The 21,740-nt window shown below is 60.5% G+C and carries 19 protein-coding genes; 12 read left to right on the top strand and 7 right to left on the bottom strand.

Annotated elements, in window-relative coordinates:
• The first annotated feature begins 127 nt into the window (after positions 1-127).
• The 4 genes from VJV58_RS19705 to VJV58_RS19720 all read left to right on the top strand — a co-directional run bounded on the left by VJV58_RS19705 (position 128) and on the right by VJV58_RS19720 (position 5,958).
• The gene (locus tag VJV58_RS19705; protein WP_324139046.1) at positions 128-1,483 is read left to right on the top strand and encodes a hypothetical protein; all 1,356 of its coding nucleotides are present in this window, start codon (positions 128-130) and stop codon (positions 1,481-1,483) included.
• 55 nt (positions 1,484-1,538) lie between these two features.
• Complete coding sequence (gene metK, locus VJV58_RS19710) at positions 1,539-2,801, top strand: methionine adenosyltransferase (protein ID WP_324139047.1); 1,263 nt, start codon at positions 1,539-1,541, stop codon at positions 2,799-2,801.
• Between the two features lie 154 nt (positions 2,802-2,955).
• Positions 2,956-4,386 (top strand): adenosylhomocysteinase, encoded by a 1,431-nt coding sequence (gene ahcY, locus VJV58_RS19715; protein WP_324139048.1) that lies wholly within the window; start codon positions 2,956-2,958, stop codon positions 4,384-4,386.
• A gap of 114 nt (positions 4,387-4,500) precedes the next feature.
• Positions 4,501-5,958 (top strand): NAD(P)/FAD-dependent oxidoreductase, encoded by a 1,458-nt coding sequence (locus tag VJV58_RS19720; RefSeq protein WP_324139049.1) that lies wholly within the window; start codon positions 4,501-4,503, stop codon positions 5,956-5,958.
• Positions 5,959-6,024: 66 nt separating this feature from the next.
• Here VJV58_RS19720 and VJV58_RS19725 read toward each other — a convergent pair whose 3' ends face one another.
• Positions 6,025-7,560, bottom strand: coding sequence for an MFS transporter (locus VJV58_RS19725; RefSeq protein WP_324139050.1), 1,536 nt, complete (start codon positions 7,558-7,560; stop codon positions 6,025-6,027).
• A gap of 356 nt (positions 7,561-7,916) precedes the next feature.
• Here VJV58_RS19725 and VJV58_RS19730 point away from each other — a divergent pair, with 356 nt between their 5' ends.
• The 3 genes from VJV58_RS19730 to VJV58_RS19740 all read left to right on the top strand — a co-directional run bounded on the left by VJV58_RS19730 (position 7,917) and on the right by VJV58_RS19740 (position 9,912).
• Positions 7,917-9,065: an adenylate/guanylate cyclase domain-containing protein gene (locus VJV58_RS19730; protein WP_414641531.1), complete on the top strand. Its 1,149-nt coding sequence runs from the start codon at positions 7,917-7,919 to the stop codon at positions 9,063-9,065.
• A 50-nt stretch (positions 9,066-9,115) separates the two neighbouring features.
• Positions 9,116-9,337 (top strand): hypothetical protein, encoded by a 222-nt coding sequence (locus VJV58_RS19735; RefSeq protein ID WP_324139052.1) that lies wholly within the window; start codon positions 9,116-9,118, stop codon positions 9,335-9,337.
• 80 nt (positions 9,338-9,417) lie between these two features.
• Positions 9,418-9,912, top strand: coding sequence for a GDSL-type esterase/lipase family protein (locus VJV58_RS19740; protein ID WP_324139053.1), 495 nt, complete (start codon positions 9,418-9,420; stop codon positions 9,910-9,912).
• Between the two features lie 20 nt (positions 9,913-9,932).
• Here the strand turns inward: VJV58_RS19740 and VJV58_RS19745 are convergent, their stop codons facing one another.
• From VJV58_RS19745 to galE, 3 genes are all read right to left on the bottom strand, one after another.
• Positions 9,933-10,637, bottom strand: a complete 705-nt coding sequence (locus tag VJV58_RS19745; protein WP_324139054.1) for a fumarylacetoacetate hydrolase family protein — start codon at positions 10,635-10,637, stop codon at positions 9,933-9,935.
• A 45-nt stretch (positions 10,638-10,682) separates the two neighbouring features.
• The gene (locus VJV58_RS19750) at positions 10,683-12,491 is read right to left on the bottom strand and encodes an ABC transporter ATP-binding protein (protein ID WP_324139055.1); all 1,809 of its coding nucleotides are present in this window, start codon (positions 12,489-12,491) and stop codon (positions 10,683-10,685) included.
• A 116-nt stretch (positions 12,492-12,607) separates the two neighbouring features.
• On the bottom strand, positions 12,608-13,621 hold the full coding sequence (galE, locus tag VJV58_RS19755; protein WP_324139056.1) for a UDP-glucose 4-epimerase GalE: 1,014 nt from the start codon (positions 13,619-13,621) through the stop codon (positions 12,608-12,610).
• A 128-nt stretch (positions 13,622-13,749) separates the two neighbouring features.
• Here galE and VJV58_RS19760 point away from each other — a divergent pair, with 128 nt between their 5' ends.
• Positions 13,750-14,796: a glycosyltransferase family 4 protein gene (locus VJV58_RS19760; protein WP_414641532.1), complete on the top strand. Its 1,047-nt coding sequence runs from the start codon at positions 13,750-13,752 to the stop codon at positions 14,794-14,796.
• Here VJV58_RS19760 and VJV58_RS19765 read toward each other — a convergent pair.
• Genes VJV58_RS19765 through waaF form a run of 3 tightly spaced genes read right to left on the bottom strand, consistent with a single transcriptional unit; the run spans position 14,778 to position 17,057 of the window.
• A complete protein-coding gene (locus VJV58_RS19765; protein ID WP_324139057.1) occupies positions 14,778-15,320 on the bottom strand; it encodes an HAD family hydrolase in 543 nt (180 codons plus the stop codon). The two genes, VJV58_RS19760 and VJV58_RS19765, sit on opposite strands and share 19 nt — an antisense overlap.
• Positions 15,317-15,949, bottom strand: a complete 633-nt coding sequence (locus VJV58_RS19770; RefSeq protein ID WP_324139058.1) for a D-sedoheptulose 7-phosphate isomerase — start codon at positions 15,947-15,949, stop codon at positions 15,317-15,319. Before VJV58_RS19770 ends, VJV58_RS19765 begins: the two co-directional genes overlap by 4 nt.
• 40 nt (positions 15,950-15,989) lie before the next feature.
• A complete protein-coding gene (waaF, locus tag VJV58_RS19775) occupies positions 15,990-17,057 on the bottom strand; it encodes a lipopolysaccharide heptosyltransferase II (RefSeq protein ID WP_324139059.1) in 1,068 nt (355 codons plus the stop codon).
• 152 nt (positions 17,058-17,209) lie between these two features.
• Between waaF and rfaD the strand changes: the two genes are divergently transcribed.
• The 4 genes from rfaD to VJV58_RS19795 form a co-directional block, all read left to right on the top strand.
• A complete protein-coding gene (gene rfaD / locus VJV58_RS19780; protein ID WP_324139060.1) occupies positions 17,210-18,190 on the top strand; it encodes an ADP-glyceromanno-heptose 6-epimerase in 981 nt (326 codons plus the stop codon).
• Between the two features lie 22 nt (positions 18,191-18,212).
• Complete coding sequence (gene rfaE1, locus VJV58_RS19785) at positions 18,213-19,685, top strand: D-glycero-beta-D-manno-heptose-7-phosphate kinase (RefSeq protein WP_324139061.1); 1,473 nt, start codon at positions 18,213-18,215, stop codon at positions 19,683-19,685.
• The gene (locus VJV58_RS19790) at positions 19,682-20,959 is read left to right on the top strand and encodes an O-antigen ligase family protein (protein WP_414641533.1); all 1,278 of its coding nucleotides are present in this window, start codon (positions 19,682-19,684) and stop codon (positions 20,957-20,959) included. The genes rfaE1 and VJV58_RS19790 overlap by 4 nt, the downstream gene beginning before the upstream one ends.
• Before the next feature lie 82 nt (positions 20,960-21,041).
• Positions 21,042-21,740: nucleoside-diphosphate sugar epimerase/dehydratase (locus VJV58_RS19795; RefSeq protein ID WP_414641534.1), on the top strand; the 699-nt coding region annotated here is incomplete at its 3' end.

Consider the following 21,740-nt stretch of genomic DNA (forward strand, 5'->3'; position numbering starts at 1 on the left):
GACCTTCTCGTCTCGACCGAAGGGGAGAAGTGCGTAGCGTCTAGAAGTCGCACCCTCCCAAAAGTGGGCAGATGGTGCTAGGACATTCGCGTCTTCGCCGCTGCCCACCGGTCCGTCCCAATCGCCAATGAAAAATCCAGAGATCCTGAGCCAGATCGCCGAATTCTGCCGGCAAGCCGATATGGCGGAGACGACGTTCGGCCGCCACGCCGTGAACGATGGAAAGCTGGTGCATCGGCTGCGCGAGGGCAAACGCATCACCATCGACACGCTCGAACGCATTCAGGCCTATATCGCGGCGTCCAGTCCCGATGGGCTGCCGCCGCCCGCTCCCAGAGAAGTTCCGGTTGAAAAGCGTGATCCGCGCGGCAATTTCCGCTTCTTCGAAAACCGGCAGAAATACCTGCTGTTCGTTCATACCTGCAGCGAAAAACGGGTGATTGCAGAGCGGGTGGCGCTCGAATTGGGCAGCATCCATCCGCGCCCGCCCGCGCTTCGGGTGTTCGATGCCGGTGTTGGCGACGGCACGGTGCTGGCGCGTGTGATGCGCTCGATGCACGGCCGTTTTCCCCATATGCCGTTTTATATCGCGGGAAAGGAGCTCAGCCTCGAGGACGTTCGGTTGACCCTGGAAAAGGTCCCGGACCGGCTATTTGAGCATCCGGCCACGGTTTTTGTGCTCACCAACATGTATTACGCGGAAGCGCCCTGGCTGACCCCGGCTTCGCCCGCTGCCGCAGCCGGCATGATCTGGCATGAAGTCCCGCTGCGGGGCGCCTCCTCAGGCGAATTCGAGGCCCAGATCGCCGAGATTAGGCCGTTCCTGGAGCAGAACTGGCGGGCCCGGGTCAGCCCGCGTTCCGGCATGCCGGTCTATGAACGCCCCGTGGCCATCGTGCTGTACCGGGAAGACCACCGTTTTTTGCTTGATTCGATCATCCCGCGGGCCGGCCGCTCCGAAGCCAATTTCGACCTTGTGATCGCTTCGCAGCCCTACCGGGCCAAATCTTCTGTGAAATTCCGTGCCAAACACATCATTGCGCCACTGGCGCGGGCCTTGCGGGCAGGGGGCCGGCTGATCGGGATTCACTCTCACGGGCAGGATCCCGGCATGGAGATTATCCAGGCGGTTTGGCCCGGAGAAAATCCTTTCGCGGTGAGCCGTCATGAGCTATTGCGCGCGGTGAAATACGAGCTGGGATCGGCCGCGCGCGACCTTAACTTTAATGCCTACGCCGATAACCGTTCGATCTTCCGTTATGATATGGAAGCGCTGCCAGACGAGGTCACCGGCTCGATCGGGACCTCGACGGCCTTTGCAGCATGGAACGCGGCGGTGTATGTCGCCCAGATTGAAGACGACCGGTTGACGGAAATGACCCTAAGTGGCCGCTATCTCGATACCGTCAGAGAGGTTCTGCGCGAGCATAACGGGCTCTGGTTTTACGACGAATCCTACGTCATCTCGCGCCGTCGGGACTGACATTCCAGGAACAACATCAGGAAAGGCCGCCAGGATGGCGGAAAGGGGTTAGTTGATGCGCGCGTCATCTCTGTTTACGAGCGAGTCGGTTTCCGAAGGCCATCCGGACAAGGTCTCGGACCAAATCTCGGATGCGATCCTCGACGCCTTCATTGAAAAGGACGTCAAGCTCGGCATCGCCGACGACAGCCTCGTGAATACAAGATTGGGCTGTGAGACGCTTTGCACGACCAACAAGATCGTGATCGCGGGTGAAGGCCGCGGCCAGTTGTTTCGGATGATTCACGGGGTCTCCGTGGTTGATCGCGAATTGATCAGCGAGATCGCCCGCGGCGTCGTCAAGGACATCGGTTACGATCAGAACGGCTTCTCCTATCACGGCGCCGATATCGAGGTGCTGCTGCACGGCCAATCGCCCGATATCGCCATGGGAGTTGACGCCAAGAAAAAGAAAAGCGGCGAGGAAGAAGGCGCCGGCGATCAGGGCATGATGTTCGGCTACGCCTGCAACGAGAGCGAAGTATACGAGAAGGGCTCCTACATGCCCGCACCGATTTTCTTCGCGCACAAGATCCTGAAGGTGCTGTCCGAGAAACGGCGTAACGGTCAGTTGTTCGACTTGCAGCCCGACGCCAAGAGTCAGGTCACCGTGAAGTACGTTGACGGCAAGCCGGTCGGCTGCACCAAGGTCGTCGTTTCAACCCAGCACAACGAGAAAAGCCGTAACGGCAAGAAGTACTCGCCCGGCCTGATCAAGGAGATGATCTCCAGCGCAGTCGAGTCCGCGCTGCCAAAGGGCTGGATGCCGCAAAAGGGTTCCGATTTTCTGGTTAATCCAACCGGCAACTTCGTCGTCGGCGGACCTGATGGCGATTGCGGCCTTACCGGGCGCAAGATCATTGTCGACACCTATGGCGGGTATGCGCCGCACGGCGGCGGCGCTTTCTCCGGCAAGGATCCGACCAAGGTCGATCGCTCGGCGGCTTACGCTGCCCGCTACCTCGCCAAGAATGTCGTCGCCGCCGGCTTCGCCGAGCGCTGCACAATCCAGGTCGCTTATGCGATTGGCGTGGCCGATCCAATGTCGGTCCTGGTGGACACCCACGGCACCGGCAAAGTCGAGGAGAAAAAGCTCGAGAAGGTGCTGCCGGAAATTTTCAGGCTGACGCCGACCAATATCCGGCGTTCGCTGAAGCTGAACCGGCCGATCTATCGACGCACCGCGGCCTATGGCCACTTCGGCCGCGCGCCGGACAAGGACGGCGGCTTCTCCTGGGAAAGAACCGATCTCGCCGACGCTCTGAGGCGGGCTGTGTGATTGGGCTGGTTCGTCATGGCGTGACCGCCCATTCAGCGCCTCTCTCTTTGGCCAACACGTGAATGCCGGGCTCAGGCCAGGGCGCGACGAAACAAAGAATGCAGTCCGACTTACTGCGAGAAACGCCGTTCGGGCAAAGACAAAGGAATACATAATGACCGCGACCGCCAAGAAGCCCGCCTTCACCGACTACATCGTCAAGGACATCTCGCTCGCCGAATTCGGCCGCAAGGAGATTTCGCTTGCCGAGACCGAGATGCCGGGCCTGATGGCAACGCGCGAGGAGTACGGCCCGAAACAGCCGCTGAAGGGCGCGCGGATCGCGGGGTCGCTGCACATGACGATCCAGACCGCGGTGTTGATCGAAACGCTGGCAGCCCTCGGGGCCGACATCCGCTGGGTCTCCTGCAACATCTATTCGACCCAGGACCACGCGGCGGCGGCGGTTGCAGCGGCGGGCATTCCGGTCTTCGCCGTCAAGGGCGAAAGCCTCGCCGAATATTGGGACTACACCGCAAAGCTTTTTGACTGGCACGGCGGCGGCACGCCCAACATGATCCTCGATGACGGCGGCGATGCCACCATGCTGGTGCACAACGGCGTGCGCGCCGAGCAGGGCGACGTCAAATTCCTCGACAAGCCGGAATCGGAAGAAGAGGAAGTGTTCTTCGCGCTGATCAAGCGGCTGCTGAAGGAAAAGCCGAAAGGCTACTTCGCCGAGATCGCCGCAAACATCAAAGGCGTCTCGGAAGAGACCACCACCGGCGTGCACCGGCTCTACAACATGGAGAAGGAAGGCAAGCTGCTGTTCCCGGCCATCAACGTCAACGACAGCGTGACCAAATCCAAATTCGACAATCTCTACGGCTGCCGTGAATCGCTGGTCGATGGCATCCGACGCGGCACCGACGTGATGATGTCGGGCAAGATCGCGATGGTCGCGGGCTTCGGTGATGTCGGCAAGGGTTCGGCGGCGTCATTGCGCCAGGCCGGCTGCCGGGTCATGGTCTCCGAAGTCGATCCGATCTGCGCGCTGCAGGCGGCGATGGAAGGCTATGAAGTCACCACCATGGAAGACGCCGCGCCCCGCGCCGATATCTTTGTCACCGCCACCGGCAACAAGGATATCATCACGATCGAGCACATGCGCGCGATGAAGGACCGGGCCATCGTCTGCAACATCGGTCACTTCGACAACGAGATCCAGATCGCGCATCTGCGCAACCTGAAATGGACCAATATCAAGCCGCAGGTCGACGAAATCACTTTCCCTGATGGCAAGCGGATGATTCTGTTGTCGGAGGGTCGGCTGGTGAACCTCGGAAACGCGATGGGCCATCCGAGCTTCGTGATGTCGGCGTCCTTTACCAACCAGACGCTGGCCCAGATCGAGCTGTTCGCAAACAACAGGAACGGCAAATACGAAAAGAAGGTCTATGTGTTGCCGAAGTCGCTGGACGAGAAGGTGGCGCGCCTCCATCTTGCAAAGATCGGCGTAAAGCTGACTGAGCTGCGCCCCGATCAGGCCGAGTACATCGGTGTCAAGCCGGAAGGCCCCTTCAAGGCCGACCACTACCGCTATTGATTATGCTCGCATTCTGCTCTTGAGGGCACAGCGTCTCCTGGAATGTCTGCGCGAGCACGATGTTGGCGCTATGGCCATTGACCTCGGGACGAAGCGGGGCTGGGAGAGAGCACGATGTCATCAGAACACGTCGACGTATTGATCGTCGGCGCCGGCCTGTCCGGCATCGGCGCGGCTTATCACCTGCAGCACAAATGTCCCGGCAAGAGCTTCATGCTTCTTGAAGGCCGAGACTGCATCGGCGGCACCTGGGATCTGTTCCGATATCCCGGCATCCGCTCCGACAGCGACATGTTCACGCTGGGTTATTCATTCAAGCCGTGGACCGAGCCAAAGGCGATCGCCGACGGGCCGCGGATCCTGAACTATGTGCGCGAGACCGCCAGCGAAAACGGCATCGATCAAAAGATTCGCTTCAACCACCGCGTCAGGCGGGCGTCGTGGTCCTCGCAAGAGGCGCGCTGGACGGTGGAGGCGGAGCGCAGCGGCGAGGGCGGTACAGAAACCGTGCGCTTCACCTGCAATTTCCTGTTCATGTGCTCCGGCTATTACAAATACGAAGAGGGCTACACGCCCGAATTCCAGGGCAGCAAGGACTTCGGCGGCCGGATCGTGCATCCGCAGAAGTGGACCGATGATATCGATTATGCCGGCAAGCGCGTAGTGGTGATCGGCTCGGGAGCGACCGCCGTGACGTTGGTGCCGGAGATGGCCAAGAAAGCCGCTCATGTCACGATGCTGCAGCGCTCGCCGACTTACGTCGTGTCGCGGCCCGCGCAGGACCCCTTGGCGAATAAGTTGCGGCGCAATCTTCCTTCGAAGCTCGCCTATCATCTGATCCGCTGGCGCAACGTGCTGTGGGGGATGTACTTCTTCCAGCTCAGCCGGCGCAAGCCGGCCCGCGTCAAGGAATTGATCCTCGGCGGCGTCAAGATGGCGCTCGGTCCCGACTACGATATCGCCACTCATTTCACGCCGCGCTACAATCCGTGGGATCAACGGCTGTGCCTGGTGCCGGACGGCGACCTGTTCAAGTCGATCAAGGAAAAGCGCGCTTCGGTTGTTACCAGCGAGATCGACACCTTCACCAAAAACGGCATCCGGCTAAAGGACGGCCGCGAACTCGAAGCCGACATCATCATCACCGCGACCGGCCTGGTTCTGCAGGTGCTCGGGGGCATGGAAGTCAGTGTTGACGGGCGTGCGGTCGAGTTTGCCAGGACGCTGAACTACAAGGGCATGATGTATTCGGATGTGCCGAATCTGGCCTCGGCGTTCGGCTACACCAATGCGTCCTGGACGCTGAAGTGCGACCTCACCTGCGAATATGTCTGTCGACTGATCAACTACATGGACCGGCATGGCTACAAGAAATGCATGCCGCACAACGCCGATCCATCGATCACCGAACTGCCATCGCTGAGTTTCTCCTCCGGCTACGTGCAGCGCTCGGTGGCAAAGATGCCGAAGCAGGGCTCGAAGCGGCCATGGCGGCTGTACCAGAACTACGCGCTCGATATCGTCAGCCTGCGGTTCGGCAGGGTCAACGATGGCGTGATGCAATATTCGTAAGGGTTCAGGGGCGAAGCGGAGACAGACGCCCGTTAACGACTATTGACGATCGAAAACTGCCAAAACTCAAGGGGCGTTCGCCTCGGGTGATTTCGGCCGGATCCACGGCCAACCAACGAGGCCTCCACACATGGCGCAGAACGCCGCCACCAGCAAAGCCGTACGCAGCGCGCGGTCGAATGCTGCCGTCGCTTGCCCGGTGACTCCGGCCTGTCCGGCCAATATTGCGTTCAACGCTTCGTTCGCTTGCGCCGGCGGCGCCACGGCAAGATGATACGCAAAGCTGACGAATAATACTGCGCCGAGCGCCGCGACCGCGATGAGACTGGCCACCCGGGCGACCGCGTTGTTGATGCCCGACGCGACCCCGGCGTGGGCTTCACCGACAGACGATATCACAGTCGAGGTCAGCGGCGGAACGGTGATGGTCATGCCGATGCCAAATACTGAGATCGCCGGAAACACTCCAGCCCAGTAGGGCTGTGGGAAATCGGAGAAAGCCAGCAGCGCCAGACCGCAGGCTGCGATGATGGGTCCGAAGGTGAGCGACGGCCGGGGCCCGAAGCGATCGGAAAGCATGCCCGCGAATGGCGCTCCGAACCCCATGATTAGAGCGAATGGAAGCAGCGCCGCGCCTGCCTGCGTCGAAGAATAGCCTCCGAGCCGGATTAAGCCGAACGGCAGATAGTAAAGCGCGCCGCCGAGCGCGAAGTAAAGCAATAGCGTCAACGCGTTGGCTGCAGAAAAATTGAGCGACCCGTACAGCGATAGCGGCATCATCGCCTGTTCGCCGGACCGGGCTTCGATTGCAAAAAACAACAAGAGGAATACAGATCCCAATCCGAGCGCGCCGAGCACGGCCTTGTCATAAAATCCAAATGCGGGAATGGCGCTAAGCCCCCAGGTGATCGCGGCCAGGCCGATAGCGATCGTAACCGCGCCGGCCCAGTCGAGTGATCTCGCGTTGCCATCGCGGCTTTCGCAGGCGAACCCGGCGGCAAGTCCGGCAGCGACGATCGCCAGCGGCACATTGAGCAGAAAGATCGCGCGCCACGACACCTGGTCAACCAGCCAGCCGCCCAACACCGGACCGGCGGCAGAGGTCAGCGCGCCCGCACCGGACCATATCCCGATCGCACGGTTGCGCTCGTGCTCGTCGAAGGTCGCCCCCAACATAGCGAGACTCGCTGGGACGAGCAGCGCGGCGCCAATCCCTTGTATCGCGCGGCTGATGATGAGCGCGGTGATGTTCGGGGAGAAGCCGCATGCGATGGATGCGACAGTGAAAACGGCAATGCCGACGAGAAAGATGCGTCGACGGCCGTAAAGATCGGCAGCCGCCCCTGCGATCAGCACTATTGCGCCCAGCAGTAGCAAGTAGGCATTGACGATCCACTGCGTCGAAGTCACGGTTGCATGCATGGCATGCTGGATCGTCGGCAGGGCGATATTCACCACCGAGCCGTCGACAAATGCCATGCTCGATCCGAATATCGTCGCCGCCAGCGTCAGCCGCTTGCGTCTTTGCGAAAGTGCCGCGTCAAAAGCCGGTGTCGCCCGGATAACGTCGGCCTCGCAGGGCGGCTGTATGAAACCAACCATTGGGGCTCGGGAAGCGGAGCTATAGCTCCTCCCAGGATGCGCCTCGCGTGTAGCATTGGCAACTATCGGTCTCGCTCCTTTCGCCAGCCGTAGCGTTCGCCAACACGGTCGTGAATGACCTCAACGGAAGTTAGGGACCAACACTTGGAGTAAGCTTTTGGCGAGATCCGGTTTTATGTGGACAGAAATAGGCTTGTCGGGCTCAGCACACGTTGGCAGACTAGAACTGGTCGCCATTGCTGGAAAGCATGCGCATGTCACGCCGCGGCGAAATAGGACCGTCGTCAGCTGTGAAAACACCTGAGCCCCTCGCGTCGGAGCGCGCGTTACGGCGCCGCAAGATCATCAACAAAATCATGAACGTGATTGTAGTGGTTGGGATCGCTATCGATCTGTTCTTCGCTATCCTCTACTCCGTGCTCGACGCCCGAGCCTACGCTGTAGCTATCGGCGTGAATCTCGCGACTGCGGTCCTGTGGGCCATGACACCCTTGTTCCAGCGCTGGCCGGACCCATTCGCCGGTGTCTGGTTTCTCGGCGTATTTGTAGTGGCAATGCTGAGTTTCACGTTATTGCTTGGACACGCATCGGGCTCACACTTGTTTTTGATTCTCGTCGCGATCTTTTCGCTGATCTTCCTGGGCCCTCGTCCGATTGTACTACCGCTGCTCACCACCCTGGTCGCCTGGGGAGCATTCGTCGTCGCGGCCAAGCTTCTGCCTCGTTGGCCATCCCACATCCCCATGTTGATAGATGAGTCAGAAGCTCTATTCTACGCCACATCAGCACTGACGATGTGCGTGCTCTTCCTGACCACCCGATACTCAATCCATCTGGTCGACACAGCCGAAGCGGCGCTGGAGCGCGAATTTCGTCGTTCGGACGCGCTCCTGCTGAACGTTCTCCCCGCGCCAGTGGCTGAACGACTTAAGTCCGGCGAACGGATCGCTGATGGATACAAGTCCGTTAGCGTGCTCTTCGCGGACATCGTTGGATTTACGGCGGCCGCGCGTCAGGCCGGCCCGGAGGCGACCGTAGGTATGCTGAACCGCTTCTTCTCCGTCGCGGACGAACTCGCTCAGCGGCTCGGTTGCGAGAAGATCAAGACGATCGGCGATTGCGTAATGGTGGCCGCTGGTTTGCCCGAACCCTCTTCCAGCCACGCCGAGACGCTTGCCCACTATGCGCTTGATCTCCGGGACACCATGGACGGAGAAACCTTCGCGAGCGCGCCGCTCAAATTGAGGATTGGAATTCATTCGGGCCCTGCAGTCGCAGGTGTGATAGGCCGCAGCCGCTTTGCTTACGATTTGTGGGGTGATACCGTCAACGTGGCCTCGCGAATTCAGCATGCGGCCAAACCCGACGAAATTCAGCTTTCGAATGCGACACGTGAGCTCCTCAGTGCGAGTTTTTCCTGCACTGCAGCTGGCGAAGTCGAGACTCGGGGAGCGGGTCGTGTAGGTGTCTGGCGTCTCGATCGCGAACTTGAGAGGCTCACTTAGGTGCTCCGTATACTGCAGCACAGAGTCTGGCAATGGAGAGGCGACGCGTTATGGCGAGAACCTACCCTGATATTGCAATTGAGGAAATTCTGCTAACCGTTGAAGAGGCGATGAGTCGGGTTATTGATTGGTGGGGAGACCTGCCACCGTCGATGAAAGAAGCGATTGAGCAGTTTCGCACCCAGCTTGGGGCAGCAATTGATTCCGTGGAATTTGTTAAAAGGGCTCTCGACAGAGAAGCACCCGAAAATGATGGCGGTGATGGCACATAGCGTCGTTTCGCTGCCGTGCGAGACATCATTTCCGGGAGCACATTCTGTGAGCAGGTGCGCGGGATTGGAGGTTTTTGAAGATGCGGCTGATATCTAAACTGGTTGTTGTCTCTGCTGTTTTGGGGATTTTCCAATTTGGTGTCGCGCATGCCGCGACGGTCGTCGCTCTCGGAGCCAGCAACACTGCTGGCAAGGGTGTCTCACCCAGCCAAGCGTATCCCGCCCAGCTCGAGGCCATGATTCGAGCGAGAGGATTAGACGTCACCGTCATCAATGCGGGTATTAATGGTGACACGACGGGCGGAATGATGGCTCGGCTTGACAGCACAGTTCCGAGAGGGACGAAGGTCGTCATCCTGCAGCCCGGCGGAAACGACATGAGAAGGGGGACACCCAACTACACCGCCGCGATCCAAGCTCGACTAAAGGCGATGGGGGTCAAGGTCGTTATGTTGCCGAACGTGATGTTCCGTGGCAAGCCGCACCAACCCGATGGGATGCACCTCACGCCGGAAGGCTACCATATGCTCGCGCAACAACTCGTCGGTCCGGTTGCCAGTGCGCTTCGGAATTGAAAAAAGCTCCGCCCGGCGGCTTAGCCCGCCGGCTTGCCGATCGTCACCTTCAACGTGCCAATGCCATCGACCCCGCACTCGATCTTATCGCCGGGTGAGAGTGCGGCGACGCCGGCCGGCGTTCCCGTCATGATGATGTCACCGGCGCCGAGCGAAACCTGCTCGGACAGCTTTGCGATGATTTCCGGCACACTCCAGATCAGTTCGGTGAGGTCACCCTTTTGCCGTTCGGTGCCGTTGACGGAAAGCCAGATTTTTCCCTTGGCGGGATGGCCGATCTTTGATGCCGGCTGTACCGCGCCGCACGGGGCCGAATGGTCGAAGGATTTGCCGACCTCCCAGGGGCGCTCCTTTTTGCGTGCGGCTAATTGCAGATCGCGGCGGGTGAGATCAATCCCGACCGCGTAGCCATAGACGTGGTCGAGCGCCTTGTCGGCAGAGATATTGAGCCCTCCGCTCTTCATGGCCACGATCAACTCGACCTCATGATGCAGGTCCTTGGTCAGCGGAGGATAAGGAATGGTGGCGCCATCAGGCTCGAGCATGTCGGCGTGCTTGGCGAAAAAAAACGGCGGCGCGCGTTCGTCATTTCCCATTTCGCGGATGTGCTCGAGATAATTCCTGCCGACGCACCAGATGCGCCGAACAGGAAACGATTTGCTGTCGCCGGCGACGGCGAGCGAAGCTTGCGGCGGGGATGGAATGACAAAGGACGTAACGCTCATGAAGGACTCTCGGCGGGTTTGAGGCGAAAACTTTTGGTGTACCTGTTAGGCGGTTGCGCTGATCGGCGCCAGCGCAAGTGGGCCGGCATCGCGATGCTGAATCCGGAAGAACGACGCGTAACGGCCGCCGCGGCGCAGGAGATCCTCGTGCCGGCCGCGCTCGACGATCTCGCCGCCCTCGACTACCAGGATGGCGTCGGCATGCATGATGGTGTGCAGCCGATGCGCGATCACGATCGTGGTGCGGTTTTGGCAAAGATGCTCGATGGCTTCCTGCACCTGCTGTTCGGATTCCGAATCCAGCGCCGCGGTCGCTTCATCGAGCAAGATAATCGGCGCATTCTTCACCAGTGCGCGCGCGACCGCGATGCGCTGCCGCTGTCCACCTGACAATTGCGTTCCGTGCTCGCCCACCGGCGTATCGTAGCCCAACGGAAAGCCCATGATGAATTCGTGCGCGCAGGCTGCCTTTGCGGCAGCCATGATCTGCGCTTCGGTGGCGCCGACCTTGCCGAAGGCGATATTCGCGGCGATGGTGTCGCGGAATAAAAAGACGTCTTGTCCGACATAGGCGGTCTGCGCGCGCAGCGATCGCCGCGACACCGCGGAAATCGACTGTCCGTCGATCAGGATCTCACCCTCTCCAATCTCATAGAGCCGCAGCAGAAGCGCAAGCACCGTCGACTTCCCGCCGCCGGATGGGCCCACCAGCGCAGTCACCTTTCCGGGCTCGGCGACGAAGCTCATGCGCTTGATGACGGGTTCGTTCGGCCGGTAAGCGAATGTCGCGTTGCGTAACTCCACCCGTGCCTCCATCAATCTCAGCGCCGGATTGTCGTCCTCCAACGGCTCGCTCGACGGGCTATCCACGATTTCCAGCAGTTTGCGGGCGCCGATCAGATTGCTGTTCAATTCGATGTTCAGCCGAGCCAGGCGTTTGGCCGGCTCATAGGCCATCAGGAACGCGGTCAGGAATGAAAAGAATTGTCCCGGCGTTGCGCCCATCGCGACCACGCTGTAGCCGCCATACATCAGGCCACCCGCCACCGCGAGACCGCCTAGCGTTTCCATCAGCGGGCTGGAGCGGTTGGACACGCGTGCCATTTTGTTGGCGTTGTGTTCAACGGCTGCAATGCTGGCGTCGATGCGCTCGCGCATGGTCTGCTCTAGCGTGAACGCCTTGACGGTCCGGATGCCCTGCACGGATTCCTGCATGGTTTCCAGAATGTCGGCGGTGCCGGTGAATTGGTTGTGCGCCAGTCCCTTGATTCGTTTCACAAGCTTGCGCAGCACCAGCATTGCCGGTGGCGCTACCAGGAATCCGAGCAGGGCCATATAGGGATCCTGCATCAGCATGACCGCGACCAATCCGATCAGCAGCAGAACGTCGCGGCCGAGCGCGTTGATGAGCAAGCTCAGCACCTGCGCCACCGAGTTCGCACCTGATGTCAGGCGCGCGAGAAATTCCGACGAATGGCGCTCTGAGAAGAACGCGACGCTTTCGTTCATCAATTTCGCGAACAGCCGGCGTTGGTTGTTGGCCAAAATCGCGTTGCTGATCTTCGAAAGAATAACCTGATGTCCGTAAGTCGCGGCGCCCTTAAGGATGAAGATCAGGACCGTTACACCCGACAGCAGTGCGATGCCGCGCACGTCCTTGTCGACATAGGCCTTGTTGATGACCTGTCCGAGGATCCAGGCGGAGCCCGCGGTCGCGCCGGCGGAGACCCCCATCAACAGGAACGCAACGAGGTAACGGCGCCAGTAGGCCACGCCCTGCTCAGTAATCAGGCGGCGAATCAGGATCGCGGCGCCATACGGATCGTCGCTGATTTTGGTGGGAATTTCGGTCATCCGCGTTCCATCGACGGAAAGGGCAAATCACTCACCGTCCGGCAGCTGCGAAATGCCTCCTTGCCCGCTATATCGCGGTTTTTCAAGTCAAATCAGGGCTTGCGCCGGACGAGAATCTACGCGGAGGTGGCGTGTTGCAACTCGCTCTGGCGCTCGCGAACGAGTTTCTGTTCCCACGCCAGCGCATGCGCGACGATGGTCTCTAGCTCTTGGTATTGCGGCGTCCAGTCCAGGGCCGTGCGCAGCCGGGAAGTATCCGCGATCATGGCCATGATGTCGCCGGGGCGGCGCGGTCCATGTTGAACGGCGAAATTGCGTCCGGAGATGCGCCGCACGGCTTCGATCGTCTCCAGTACCGAATAACCACGTCCGTAACCGCAGTTCAGGGTCACCGAGGCTCCGCCCCCGCGGAGATAGGCGAGCGCCGCGCGATGCGCTTGCGCCAGGTCGCTGACGTGGATGAAATCCCGAATGCAGCTTCCGTCCGGGGTCGGGTAATCGGTTCCGAACACGTCGACCTTCGCGCGGGGACCGACTGCTGCTTCGACGGCGATCTTCAGAAGATGAGTTGCGCCTACCGTCGCCAGTCCGATACGCGCCTGCGGGTCGGCGCCGGCCACATTGAAATAGCGGAGCACCACATATTTCATGCCGTGCGCGGCAGCGACATCATGCAGCATGATCTCGGCCATCAGCTTCGAGGAGCCATACGGCGACAATGGCCGCGTCGGTGCTTCCTCCGGCACGGGAACCTTGTCCGGGTTGCCGTACACCGCTGCTGTCGATGAGAAGATGAATTGGTTGACGCCGGACTTGACCGCGGCCTTGAGCAAGCTTCGCGTGGTCATGGTGTTATTGCGATAGTAGGCAAGGGGATCCCGTATCGAATCCGGCACCACCACGGAACCTGCGAAATGGATAATGCTCTTCACGTCTTGGGCGGCAATGACCCCTTCGACCAGGTTTTCGTCTCCCGCATCGCCGATGAACAGCGGAACACCGTCGGGCAGCGATGTGGAGAATCCCGTCGAGAGATTGTCGACCACGACAACGCTTTCGCCGGCCTCAACCAGCGCCAGAACCATATGACTTCCGATGTAGCCGGCGCCGCCGGTGACAAGCACGCTCATGGGTTCACCAATTCTCCAGTTTTGCTCGAGATTTTATCGGTCCCGCGCTGACGATTGGTTTCGACGCTCAGTGAACTGGCCACCATGCTTAATGTTGCGTATAGCCAATGCGCTAAACGGAGCCAGACGTGGGAATCGAAAACACACCCGCTGAAAATCTCCAGTTGATCGTGCCGAATCTGCACAGGCGCTATTCGGGGGTCACGGCGACCAACCGAATGGTGGCGCCCAAGCTCGCCCGCTTATTCCGCTCGGCATGGTTCGGTCCGGATGCGCCCGAAGCAATCGCCCGGATCGGGATCGCGGATTTACTGCGACTGCGGGCACGCCGGTCGCCTGTGATCTGGCACGCGCGGCGCAACAACGAGATGATCGTCGGCGTGCTGCTGAGGGGCCTGGGATGGCCGCTGAAATTGGTATTCACGTCGGCGGCCCAGCGGCAGCATACCTGGATCACGCGCTGGCTGATCAGCAGAATGGACGCGATCATTGCAACCAGCGAGATTTCCGCCTCGTTTCTCAAGCGCAAAGCTGTCGTGATTCCTCACGGCGTCGATACCGAGCGGTACGCACCGCCAGCCGATCGCGCGTCAGCGTTCGCACAAAGCGGATTACCGGGCCGCTACGCGATTGGATGCTTCGGCCGGGTGCGCGCGCAAAAGGGCAGCGATGTATTTGTCGAGGCGATGTGTCGATTGCTGCCACGCTTTCCTGATTTCACCGCTGTGATGGTCGGCGCGATCACGCCAGAGCAATCGGGATTTGCCAACGAATTGCAGAAGCGCATCGAAGCCACGGGCCTGCAGTCACGTATTCTGATCATGGGCGAAATGCCGATCGAGGAGGTGCAGCGCTGGTACCAGCGGTTGACGATCTATGTCTTCAGTTCGCGCAACGAGGGCTTCGGTCTTACCTTGATTGAGGCGATGGCGGCCGGGGCGGCGCTGGTAGCTTCACGTGCGGGCGCCGCCGAACTCGTCGTTGAGGACGGCGTAAATGGCGTGCTGACGCCGCCAGGCGATGTTGAGGCGCTGGTTCGGGCGCTGGAGCCGCTGATGCACGATCCCAATTCGGCAGCGGACATGGGCGCGCGCGCAAGGGCCCGTGCGGCGGAGACATTCAGTTTGGACGCCGAAGCAGAACGGATCGCGGAAGTTTATCGGATGCTGGTCTGAGCGATGATTTTTGCGACGAACGCGTCGAGATCGCCGCCGGTAAACAGGAAGCCCGGCAGCCCTGCTGCTTCCGCCGCCTCGATGTCGCTCGGCCGATCGCCGATTACAAAGCTGCCTTCGCGCCGTACCGGCCAGTGTTCGATGAGGTCGTGGATCATGCCAGGGCTCGGCTTTCGCCAGTGATGATCTTCGAGATAGCCTTCGACTGAACCGTCGGGATGATGCGGGCAGTATCTGATGTCGTCGATCCGGGCGCCTTGCGCCGCGAGTTCAGCGCACATCCAGTCGTGCAGCACGCGCAGATCGTTCTCCGTGAATAATCCGCGGGCCACGCCCGACTGATTGGTGAAAAAGAAAACCAAATATCCGGCGTCATTGAGCCTACGGATCGCCTTCGCCGCATTCGGCATCCAGCGAATTCGGTCGCGTGTCCCCATATAGCCGTCGTCGTGATTGATGACGCCGTCGCGGTCGAGAAAAGCAGCAGGCCGCAGCGTGGTGACCCGCGAATCGGTGGCGCTCATTCCGGCGCGCCCTCGCGCATCATGGTTTGCTCGATCTGATCGCAAATGCCGTGACCGATGGCGAGATGGATCTGTTGCACGAGGGGCGTGTCATCGCTGGGCGCGATCAACAGATGATCGCAGAGCGTGCGAAGCCCTTCGCCTTTGGTGCCGGTGAAGCCCACCGTGACAAGACCGCGCTCACGCGCAGTGCGCAGCGCGGCCAGGATATTCGCCGAGCGTCCCGAGGTTGATAGTGCCAACAGCACGTCGCCCGGCTGCCCGAGACCTGCGACCTGGCGCGCGAATACCTGCTCGAAACCGTAGTCATTGGCGATTGCGGTCAGCGCCGAGGTGTCGGTCGTCAGGGCGATCGCGGCGTATGCAGGCCGGTCCTGTTTGTAACGGCCGACGATTTCGGCGGCGATATGCTGAGCGTCGGCGGCGCTGCCGCCATTGCCAATGATCAGGAGTTTGTTGCCTGCGCGCAGCGCCGCGACGATGGCAGCAGCGATATCGCGCGCGCTGGCATTCAACTTGGAATCCTGCGTGGCCCGCTCGAGCACGGCCAGCGAGCGCGCCATATGCGCCGCGATCGGGTCCCTGGAATCCTCGTTCAAAAGCAAGCCCCCAAGGTTGCGGGTTCGCATCGTTGGTAGTGATCGCGGCAAGGACGTGCAACCGGCAAGCTCATCGCGCAAGACCTGCGGCCTCGGTCAGCACCCGTTGCGCGATATTCACCACCTCCGATGCTGTAATGTCGCGCATGCAGCGATGATCGTTCATCCTGCAGACCGGGCGCTGGCATGGCTGGCACGGCACCACCGTTTTAGTCTGAACCGTTGCCGCCAGCCCATTCAGGGGGGCCCAGAGATACGGGCTGGTAGGGCCGAAAATGCCCATCGTCGGCGTGCCCAGCGCGGCCGCGATATGCATCAACCCGGAATCGTTGGAAATCGCGACATCGGCCGCCGCCATCGCCAACACGCCGTTTCGAAGGTCGGTCCCGGTCAGGTCACGCACGCGCGGTCCGCCCGCGGTCGCGATTTCAGCCGCCAAAGGCTTTTCGCCGGGGCCTCCGACCACCCAGACGTGGAATCCACGTTCGGCCAGCAGACGCGCGGCTTCCGGATAATAAGTCCAGCGCTTGGAGGCTCCCACAGAGCCGGGGGCAAGTGCGACGACAGTTCCGCTGCCGAGACCGTGGGTTGCGCGCCAGCGGCTTACCACGTCTTTGGGGACGTCAAGTTGGGGTACCGGCCACTCCGGCGGCAGTGGCGCGCCGTCCGGCAGCGCCAGTGCAGCGTTTTTGTCGATGAAGCGGGGCAGGGATCTCTCACCCCATCGCCAACGGTTGATGAGGCCGAATCTGGCCTCTCCGACGAAGCCAACTCGCTCTGGGATCACCGCGAGCATCGGCGCCAGCGCAGATTTCCAGGTCCGGGGCAGGATCAGCGCGGTGTGGTAGTTTCGCGCCTTCAGCAGCTTTGCTAACTCCCATTGCTTGACCAATGCCAATCGACCCCGTGGCAGGTCCCAGACGATGCCGGACCTCACGCCGGGCATGTAGTCGACCAGCGGCGCGCATAATGAGGTCACCAGCAGATCGACGGGTCGATTGGGCCAGCGCTGTTTGAGAACCCGCACCACGCTGTGCCCGCGCACAAAATCTCCTATCCACATGTAGGGCACGATCAGGATCGGGCGGGTGTCCGCCGCGTCCTCCACACTCACCACATGGTCTGAATCTTTGTTCATGGATTGGAATTGGGCTGGTCTAATTTTGAGCTTGTCGGTAACTGCTCCGGGGGTCGGCGTAAAGGACGGAGCGGCCTTGGCCAAACCGCTTACAGTCGGACGGATCATGCGCTAGGCAAAGCTGGCATCCCACATCAAAGGCAGGGCAGGGAATGTTGCTGGTGACCGGTGGTGCCGGTTTTATCGGATCGAACGTGGTCGCCGCTCTCAATGACGCCGGTCGCGGCGACGTGGCTGTTTGCGACGTGCTCGGGCATGGCAGCAAATGGCGCAATCTTGCCAAGCGGCAGCTCGCCGACATTGTACCGCCATCCGAGTTGCTGGCCTGGCTCGATGGCCGCCGTCTGGACGCCATGATCCATCTCGGCGCGATTTCGGAGACCACCGCGAGCGACGGCGATCTCGTCATCGAGACCAATTTTCGGCTCTCGATGCGGCTGCTGGATTGGTGCACGGCCAATGCCACGCCATTCATCTACGCTTCCTCGGCGTCGACCTATGGTGACGGCGCGCAGGGCTTCCGCGACGATGACTCTGTATCGGGCCTGAAGGCGTTGCGGCCACTGAATCTGTATGGCTGGAGCAAGCATCTGTTCGATATGGCCGTGGCCGAGCGCGCCGCGCGAGGCGAAAAACTGCCGCCGCAATGGGTCGGCCTGAAATTCTTCAACGTGTTCGGTCCCAATGAATACCACAAGGGCACGATGATGAGCGTGCTGGCGCGTCGCTTCGACGATCTCAAAGCCGGCCGTCCCGTGCAGCTTTTCAAGTCGCACCGTGAGGGCATTGCCGACGGCGATCAGCGGCGCGATTTCATCTATGTCGAAGACGCAATTCGCGTGATGATTTGGCTGCTGGCGACGCCCTCGGTTAGCGGCATCTTCAATGTCGGTACCGGCAAGGCGCGCAGCTTCAAGGATATGATGCTCGCGGCCTATGCTGCCCTGGGGGCCCGTCCGAACATTCAGTATGTCGAAATGCCCGAGTCGATCCGTGCGAGCTATCAGTACTTCACGCAGAGCGATGTCGATCGGTTGCAGCGCGCCGGTTACAATGGCGGCTTTAGGCCACTGGAACAGACGGTCGAGACTTACATCAAGGATTTTCTCAACTCCGCCGATCGCTTCCGGTAACGCAACCAGATGATGGATTCTGATGTTCGATTTTGACGCCCTGTCGCGCGCGATCGCCAGCCGGACGGTTCTGTGCGTCGGCGATCTCATGCTCGACGAATTCGTCTATGGCGAGGTTTCCCGGATTTCGCCCGAAGCGCCGGCGCCTGTGATCGCGGTTCAGCGAAGCGAGACCAACATCGGCGGCGCGGGCAACGTTGCTCGCAACATCGCCTCGCTCGGGGCGCGCTGCATTTTTGTCGGCCTGGTCGGCGATGATGAGGAAGGCGCAAAATTAAAGACAGCCCTTGCAAAGGAAGTTCTGATCGAAAGCATCCTGGTATGTGATCCGAAACGGCCGACGACGAAGAAAGTCCGGTTCGTTTCCGAACATTTCTCCACTCACATGCTGCGCGCCGATTGGGAACTCGCCGTGCCGGCAGCGGACGAGGTCGAGCAAAAGCTGATCGATTCGATTTTGCCTCTGGTTTCGCGAGCCGATATCGTGCTGCTGTCGGACTATGCCAAGGGCGTCCTGACCCCACGGGTGATCCGCAGCGTTATCGACACCGCTCGAAAATTGGGCAAGTCCGTGATCGTCGACCCCAAGAGCGTCAATTTCGCGATGTATCGGGGAGCGACCCTGCTTACGCCCAATCGCAAGGAATTCGCCGAGGCAACCCGCAGCCGCGCGGATACGCCAAACAGCATTGCCGAGGCTGCGCGAGACGCAATGCACGTTGCGGATTGCGAGGCGATGCTGGTGACGCAAAGCGAGCAAGGCATGACGCTGGTGCCTCGCAATAGCGAGGCGGTTCATGTTCCGGCTCATCCGGTCAAAGTCCGGGATGTTTCCGGCGCGGGCGATACGGTTGCGGCGGTACTCGCTGCGACACTTGCGACAGGGGCCGAATGGGAGACGGCATTGCGAATGGCGAACGCGGCGGCGGCGGTGGCCGTCAGCAAGAAAGGCACGGCCGTCGTGAGCCCAGCCGAACTGCGGCGAAAGATTCTGCCGCCTGCATCTCTCGCGGCTGAGGAGAAAATCATCCCCGCGGGGATCAGTCTTGACCCGTTTCTCTCCGATTGGCGCAGGCAGGGCTTGCGGATCGGATTTACCAACGGATGTTTCGACATCCTGCATCCCGGGCACGTGAAAGTGCTTACGGCCGCGCGCGGCGCCTGTGATCGGCTGATTGTCGGCCTGAATAGTGATGCATCGGTGAAACGGCTGAAGGGAAGGGGGCGCCCGGTTCAGGACGAAGGCGCGCGCGCCGAAGTGCTCGCGGCTCTGGAGGCGGTCGATCTTGTGGTGATCTTCGACGAAGACACGCCTGTGAAACTGATCGGCGAGATCAGGCCGAGTGTGCTGGTGAAGGGTGGCGACTACACGCGCGAGCAGGTGGTCGGCCACGAGATCGTCGAAGCAATCGGAGGCCACGTTCTTTTGGTGGATGTCTTGCCCGGCTTCAGCACGACATCGCTGGTCAATCGCGCGCGTGGAGGCAAAGCGTGAGCGTGTTAGCCAAGGAGTCGATTGCGGCGACGGGATGGACATATTGGCGCGATCCGGGTGTCCGATCGACGACCTCAGACGTTTTCGCGATCCTGGTCGCTGCGTCGCTGCCCTGGTCGACCACTCTGGTCGCGGTCTTCGCCATCGCCTTCCTGGTTTCGATCGTGCCGTATCTCGATACCAAAGCCTTGTTGCAATCACTGAGACGACTGATTTGCGCGCTGCCAATTGCGCTGTTTGTGCTCGCAGTGCTCGGAATGCTCTGGTCGGATGCATCGTGGCGCGAGCGGCTCCACGCGGTCGGTCCGGCCGCAAAGCTGTTGATGATTCCGTTGTTGCTCTATCATTTCGAACGGTCCGCGCGCGCCCTGAAGGTGCTGATGGGATTCCTGGCGTCATGCGTGGTGCTGATGCTGCTGTCCTGGATCGTCACGTTCGAGCCGCATCTCGCTCTCAAATCGGACGCCGCCTATGGCGTCCCCGTCAAAAACTACATCGACCAGAGTCAGGAATTCGCGCTCTGTGCCGTGGTGCTGGCCTATCCGGTCGTCATTCTCTGGCGAGCGCAGAAGTTCTGGCTCGCGGTCCTGCTGATCGCGCTATCCCTGGGTTTCGTCGCTAATATGCTGTTCGTCAGCGTATCGCGGACCGCGCTCGTCACGATGCCGATCATGTTGGCGGTGTTCGCGCTGCTTCATCTGAAATGGCGCAGCATCGTTGCAATTGCTTGCCTGACGGCCGTTCTGGGCGGCTTGGCCTGGGCTACGTCGCCAAAATTGCGCGGCACGGCGCAAAGATTTTTGAGCGACTACCAGCTCTATCATGAACGCAACGAGCCGACCTCACTCGGGTTGCGGCTGGTATTCTGGCAAAAATCGCTGAGATTTATTTCCGAGGCGCCGATTTTTGGCCATGGAACTGGCTCCATTCGCGGGCTTTTCGAGGAAGCGGCGATCAATCAGCACGGCGCCGACGCCGAGGTGATCGGCAACCCGCACAATCAGACTTTAAATGTTGCCGTCCAGTGGGGCGCAATCGGCGTCGCGTTATTGTACGTGATGTGGCTGATGCATCTGCTGTTGTTTCGTGGCGAGGGACTGGCAGCCTGGATCGGACTAATGATCGTACTGCAGAATGTCTTCACCTCGCTGTTCAATTCTCACATCTTCGATTTCCATGAGGGGTGGATGTATGTGCTGGGCGTTGGGGTCGCCGGTGGCATGGTGCTGCGCAATTGTCGACGCGAAGAAAACGCACAGGCAGCAAGAGCATGATGGCTGGTGTCCACCCGGAAGATGAGATATCAGCGGCATCGCAGTCGGCCAGCCCAGAACTTGTTCGTTCCTTGCCAGCGAAATGATGCCTCTTCCGAATATGACGTTGCGCAACGTGCTGATCGCGGTTCACGACGCGCTGGCGACGATGCTTGCGGTGCTCGTAACTTTTTATCTCCGCTTCGAGGGCGAGGCGTTTTTTGACCGGCTACCGTTGTTGTTGCAGATCCTGCCGTACTTCGCCGCATTCAGCGTGGTGGTCTGCTACACGTTCAACCTGACTACCACCAAATGGCGTTTCATCTCGCTGCCGGACGCGTTGAACATAGTTCGCGTCGCAACGGTGCTGACGCTCGCTCTGTTGGTGATGGATTATGTCTTTGTCGCGCTGAACATCCGGGGCGCGTTGACCGCCTCAAACCTGCAGACCCCGTTTTTTCTCGGGAAGACGACCATCGTTCTGTACTGGTTTCTCGAGGTGTTCTTCCTGAGCGCTTTGCGCTTCGCCTACCGCTACTTCCGCTATTCACGCACACGCCATCATGCCCGCACCGAGGGCGCTTCGCCGACGCTGCTGGTTTGCCGCGACGCCGACGCGGAGATACTTCTGCGCGGCATCGAAACTGGCGCGGTCAAGCACCTGTGGCCGGTAGGTGTGTTGTCGCCATCGCCGGCCGATCGTGGCCAGTTGATCCGCAATATACCGGTGCAGGGCGGAATTGACGATTTCGAGGACGTCATTGCCGATTTCGTCAGGCGCAACAAGCCGATCGCGCGGCTG

This window comes from Bradyrhizobium sp., from assembly GCF_035273305.1.
Classification (GTDB): Bacteria; Pseudomonadota; Alphaproteobacteria; order Rhizobiales; family Xanthobacteraceae; genus Bradyrhizobium.

Excerpts from the sequence above, each read along its gene's own strand:
- VJV58_RS19770 (WP_324139058.1), bottom strand. The coding sequence starts at position 15,949 with ATGCGAACCCGCAACCTTGGGGGCTTGCTTTTGAACGAGGATTCCAGG.
- VJV58_RS19740 (WP_324139053.1), top strand. The coding sequence starts at position 9,418 with ATGCGGCTGATATCTAAACTGGTTGTTGTCTCTGCTGTTTTGGGGATT.
- rfaD (WP_324139060.1), top strand. The coding sequence starts at position 17,210 with ATGTTGCTGGTGACCGGTGGTGCCGGTTTTATCGGATCGAACGTGGTC.
- waaF (WP_324139059.1), bottom strand. The coding sequence starts at position 17,057 with ATGAACAAAGATTCAGACCATGTGGTGAGTGTGGAGGACGCGGCGGAC.
- metK (WP_324139047.1), top strand. The coding sequence starts at position 1,539 with ATGCGCGCGTCATCTCTGTTTACGAGCGAGTCGGTTTCCGAAGGCCAT.
- VJV58_RS19745 (WP_324139054.1), bottom strand. The coding sequence starts at position 10,637 with ATGAGCGTTACGTCCTTTGTCATTCCATCCCCGCCGCAAGCTTCGCTC.
- VJV58_RS19705 (WP_324139046.1), top strand. The coding sequence starts at position 128 with ATGAAAAATCCAGAGATCCTGAGCCAGATCGCCGAATTCTGCCGGCAA.
- VJV58_RS19720 (WP_324139049.1), top strand. The coding sequence starts at position 4,501 with ATGTCATCAGAACACGTCGACGTATTGATCGTCGGCGCCGGCCTGTCC.
- VJV58_RS19765 (WP_324139057.1), bottom strand. The coding sequence starts at position 15,320 with ATGAGCGCCACCGATTCGCGGGTCACCACGCTGCGGCCTGCTGCTTTT.
- rfaE1 (WP_324139061.1), top strand. The coding sequence starts at position 18,213 with ATGTTCGATTTTGACGCCCTGTCGCGCGCGATCGCCAGCCGGACGGTT.
- VJV58_RS19725 (WP_324139050.1), bottom strand. The coding sequence starts at position 7,560 with ATGGTTGGTTTCATACAGCCGCCCTGCGAGGCCGACGTTATCCGGGCG.
- VJV58_RS19730 (WP_414641531.1), top strand. The coding sequence starts at position 7,917 with ATGAACGTGATTGTAGTGGTTGGGATCGCTATCGATCTGTTCTTCGCT.
- VJV58_RS19750 (WP_324139055.1), bottom strand. The coding sequence starts at position 12,491 with ATGACCGAAATTCCCACCAAAATCAGCGACGATCCGTATGGCGCCGCG.
- galE (WP_324139056.1), bottom strand. The coding sequence starts at position 13,621 with ATGAGCGTGCTTGTCACCGGCGGCGCCGGCTACATCGGAAGTCATATG.
- VJV58_RS19735 (WP_324139052.1), top strand. The coding sequence starts at position 9,116 with ATGGCGAGAACCTACCCTGATATTGCAATTGAGGAAATTCTGCTAACC.
- ahcY (WP_324139048.1), top strand. The coding sequence starts at position 2,956 with ATGACCGCGACCGCCAAGAAGCCCGCCTTCACCGACTACATCGTCAAG.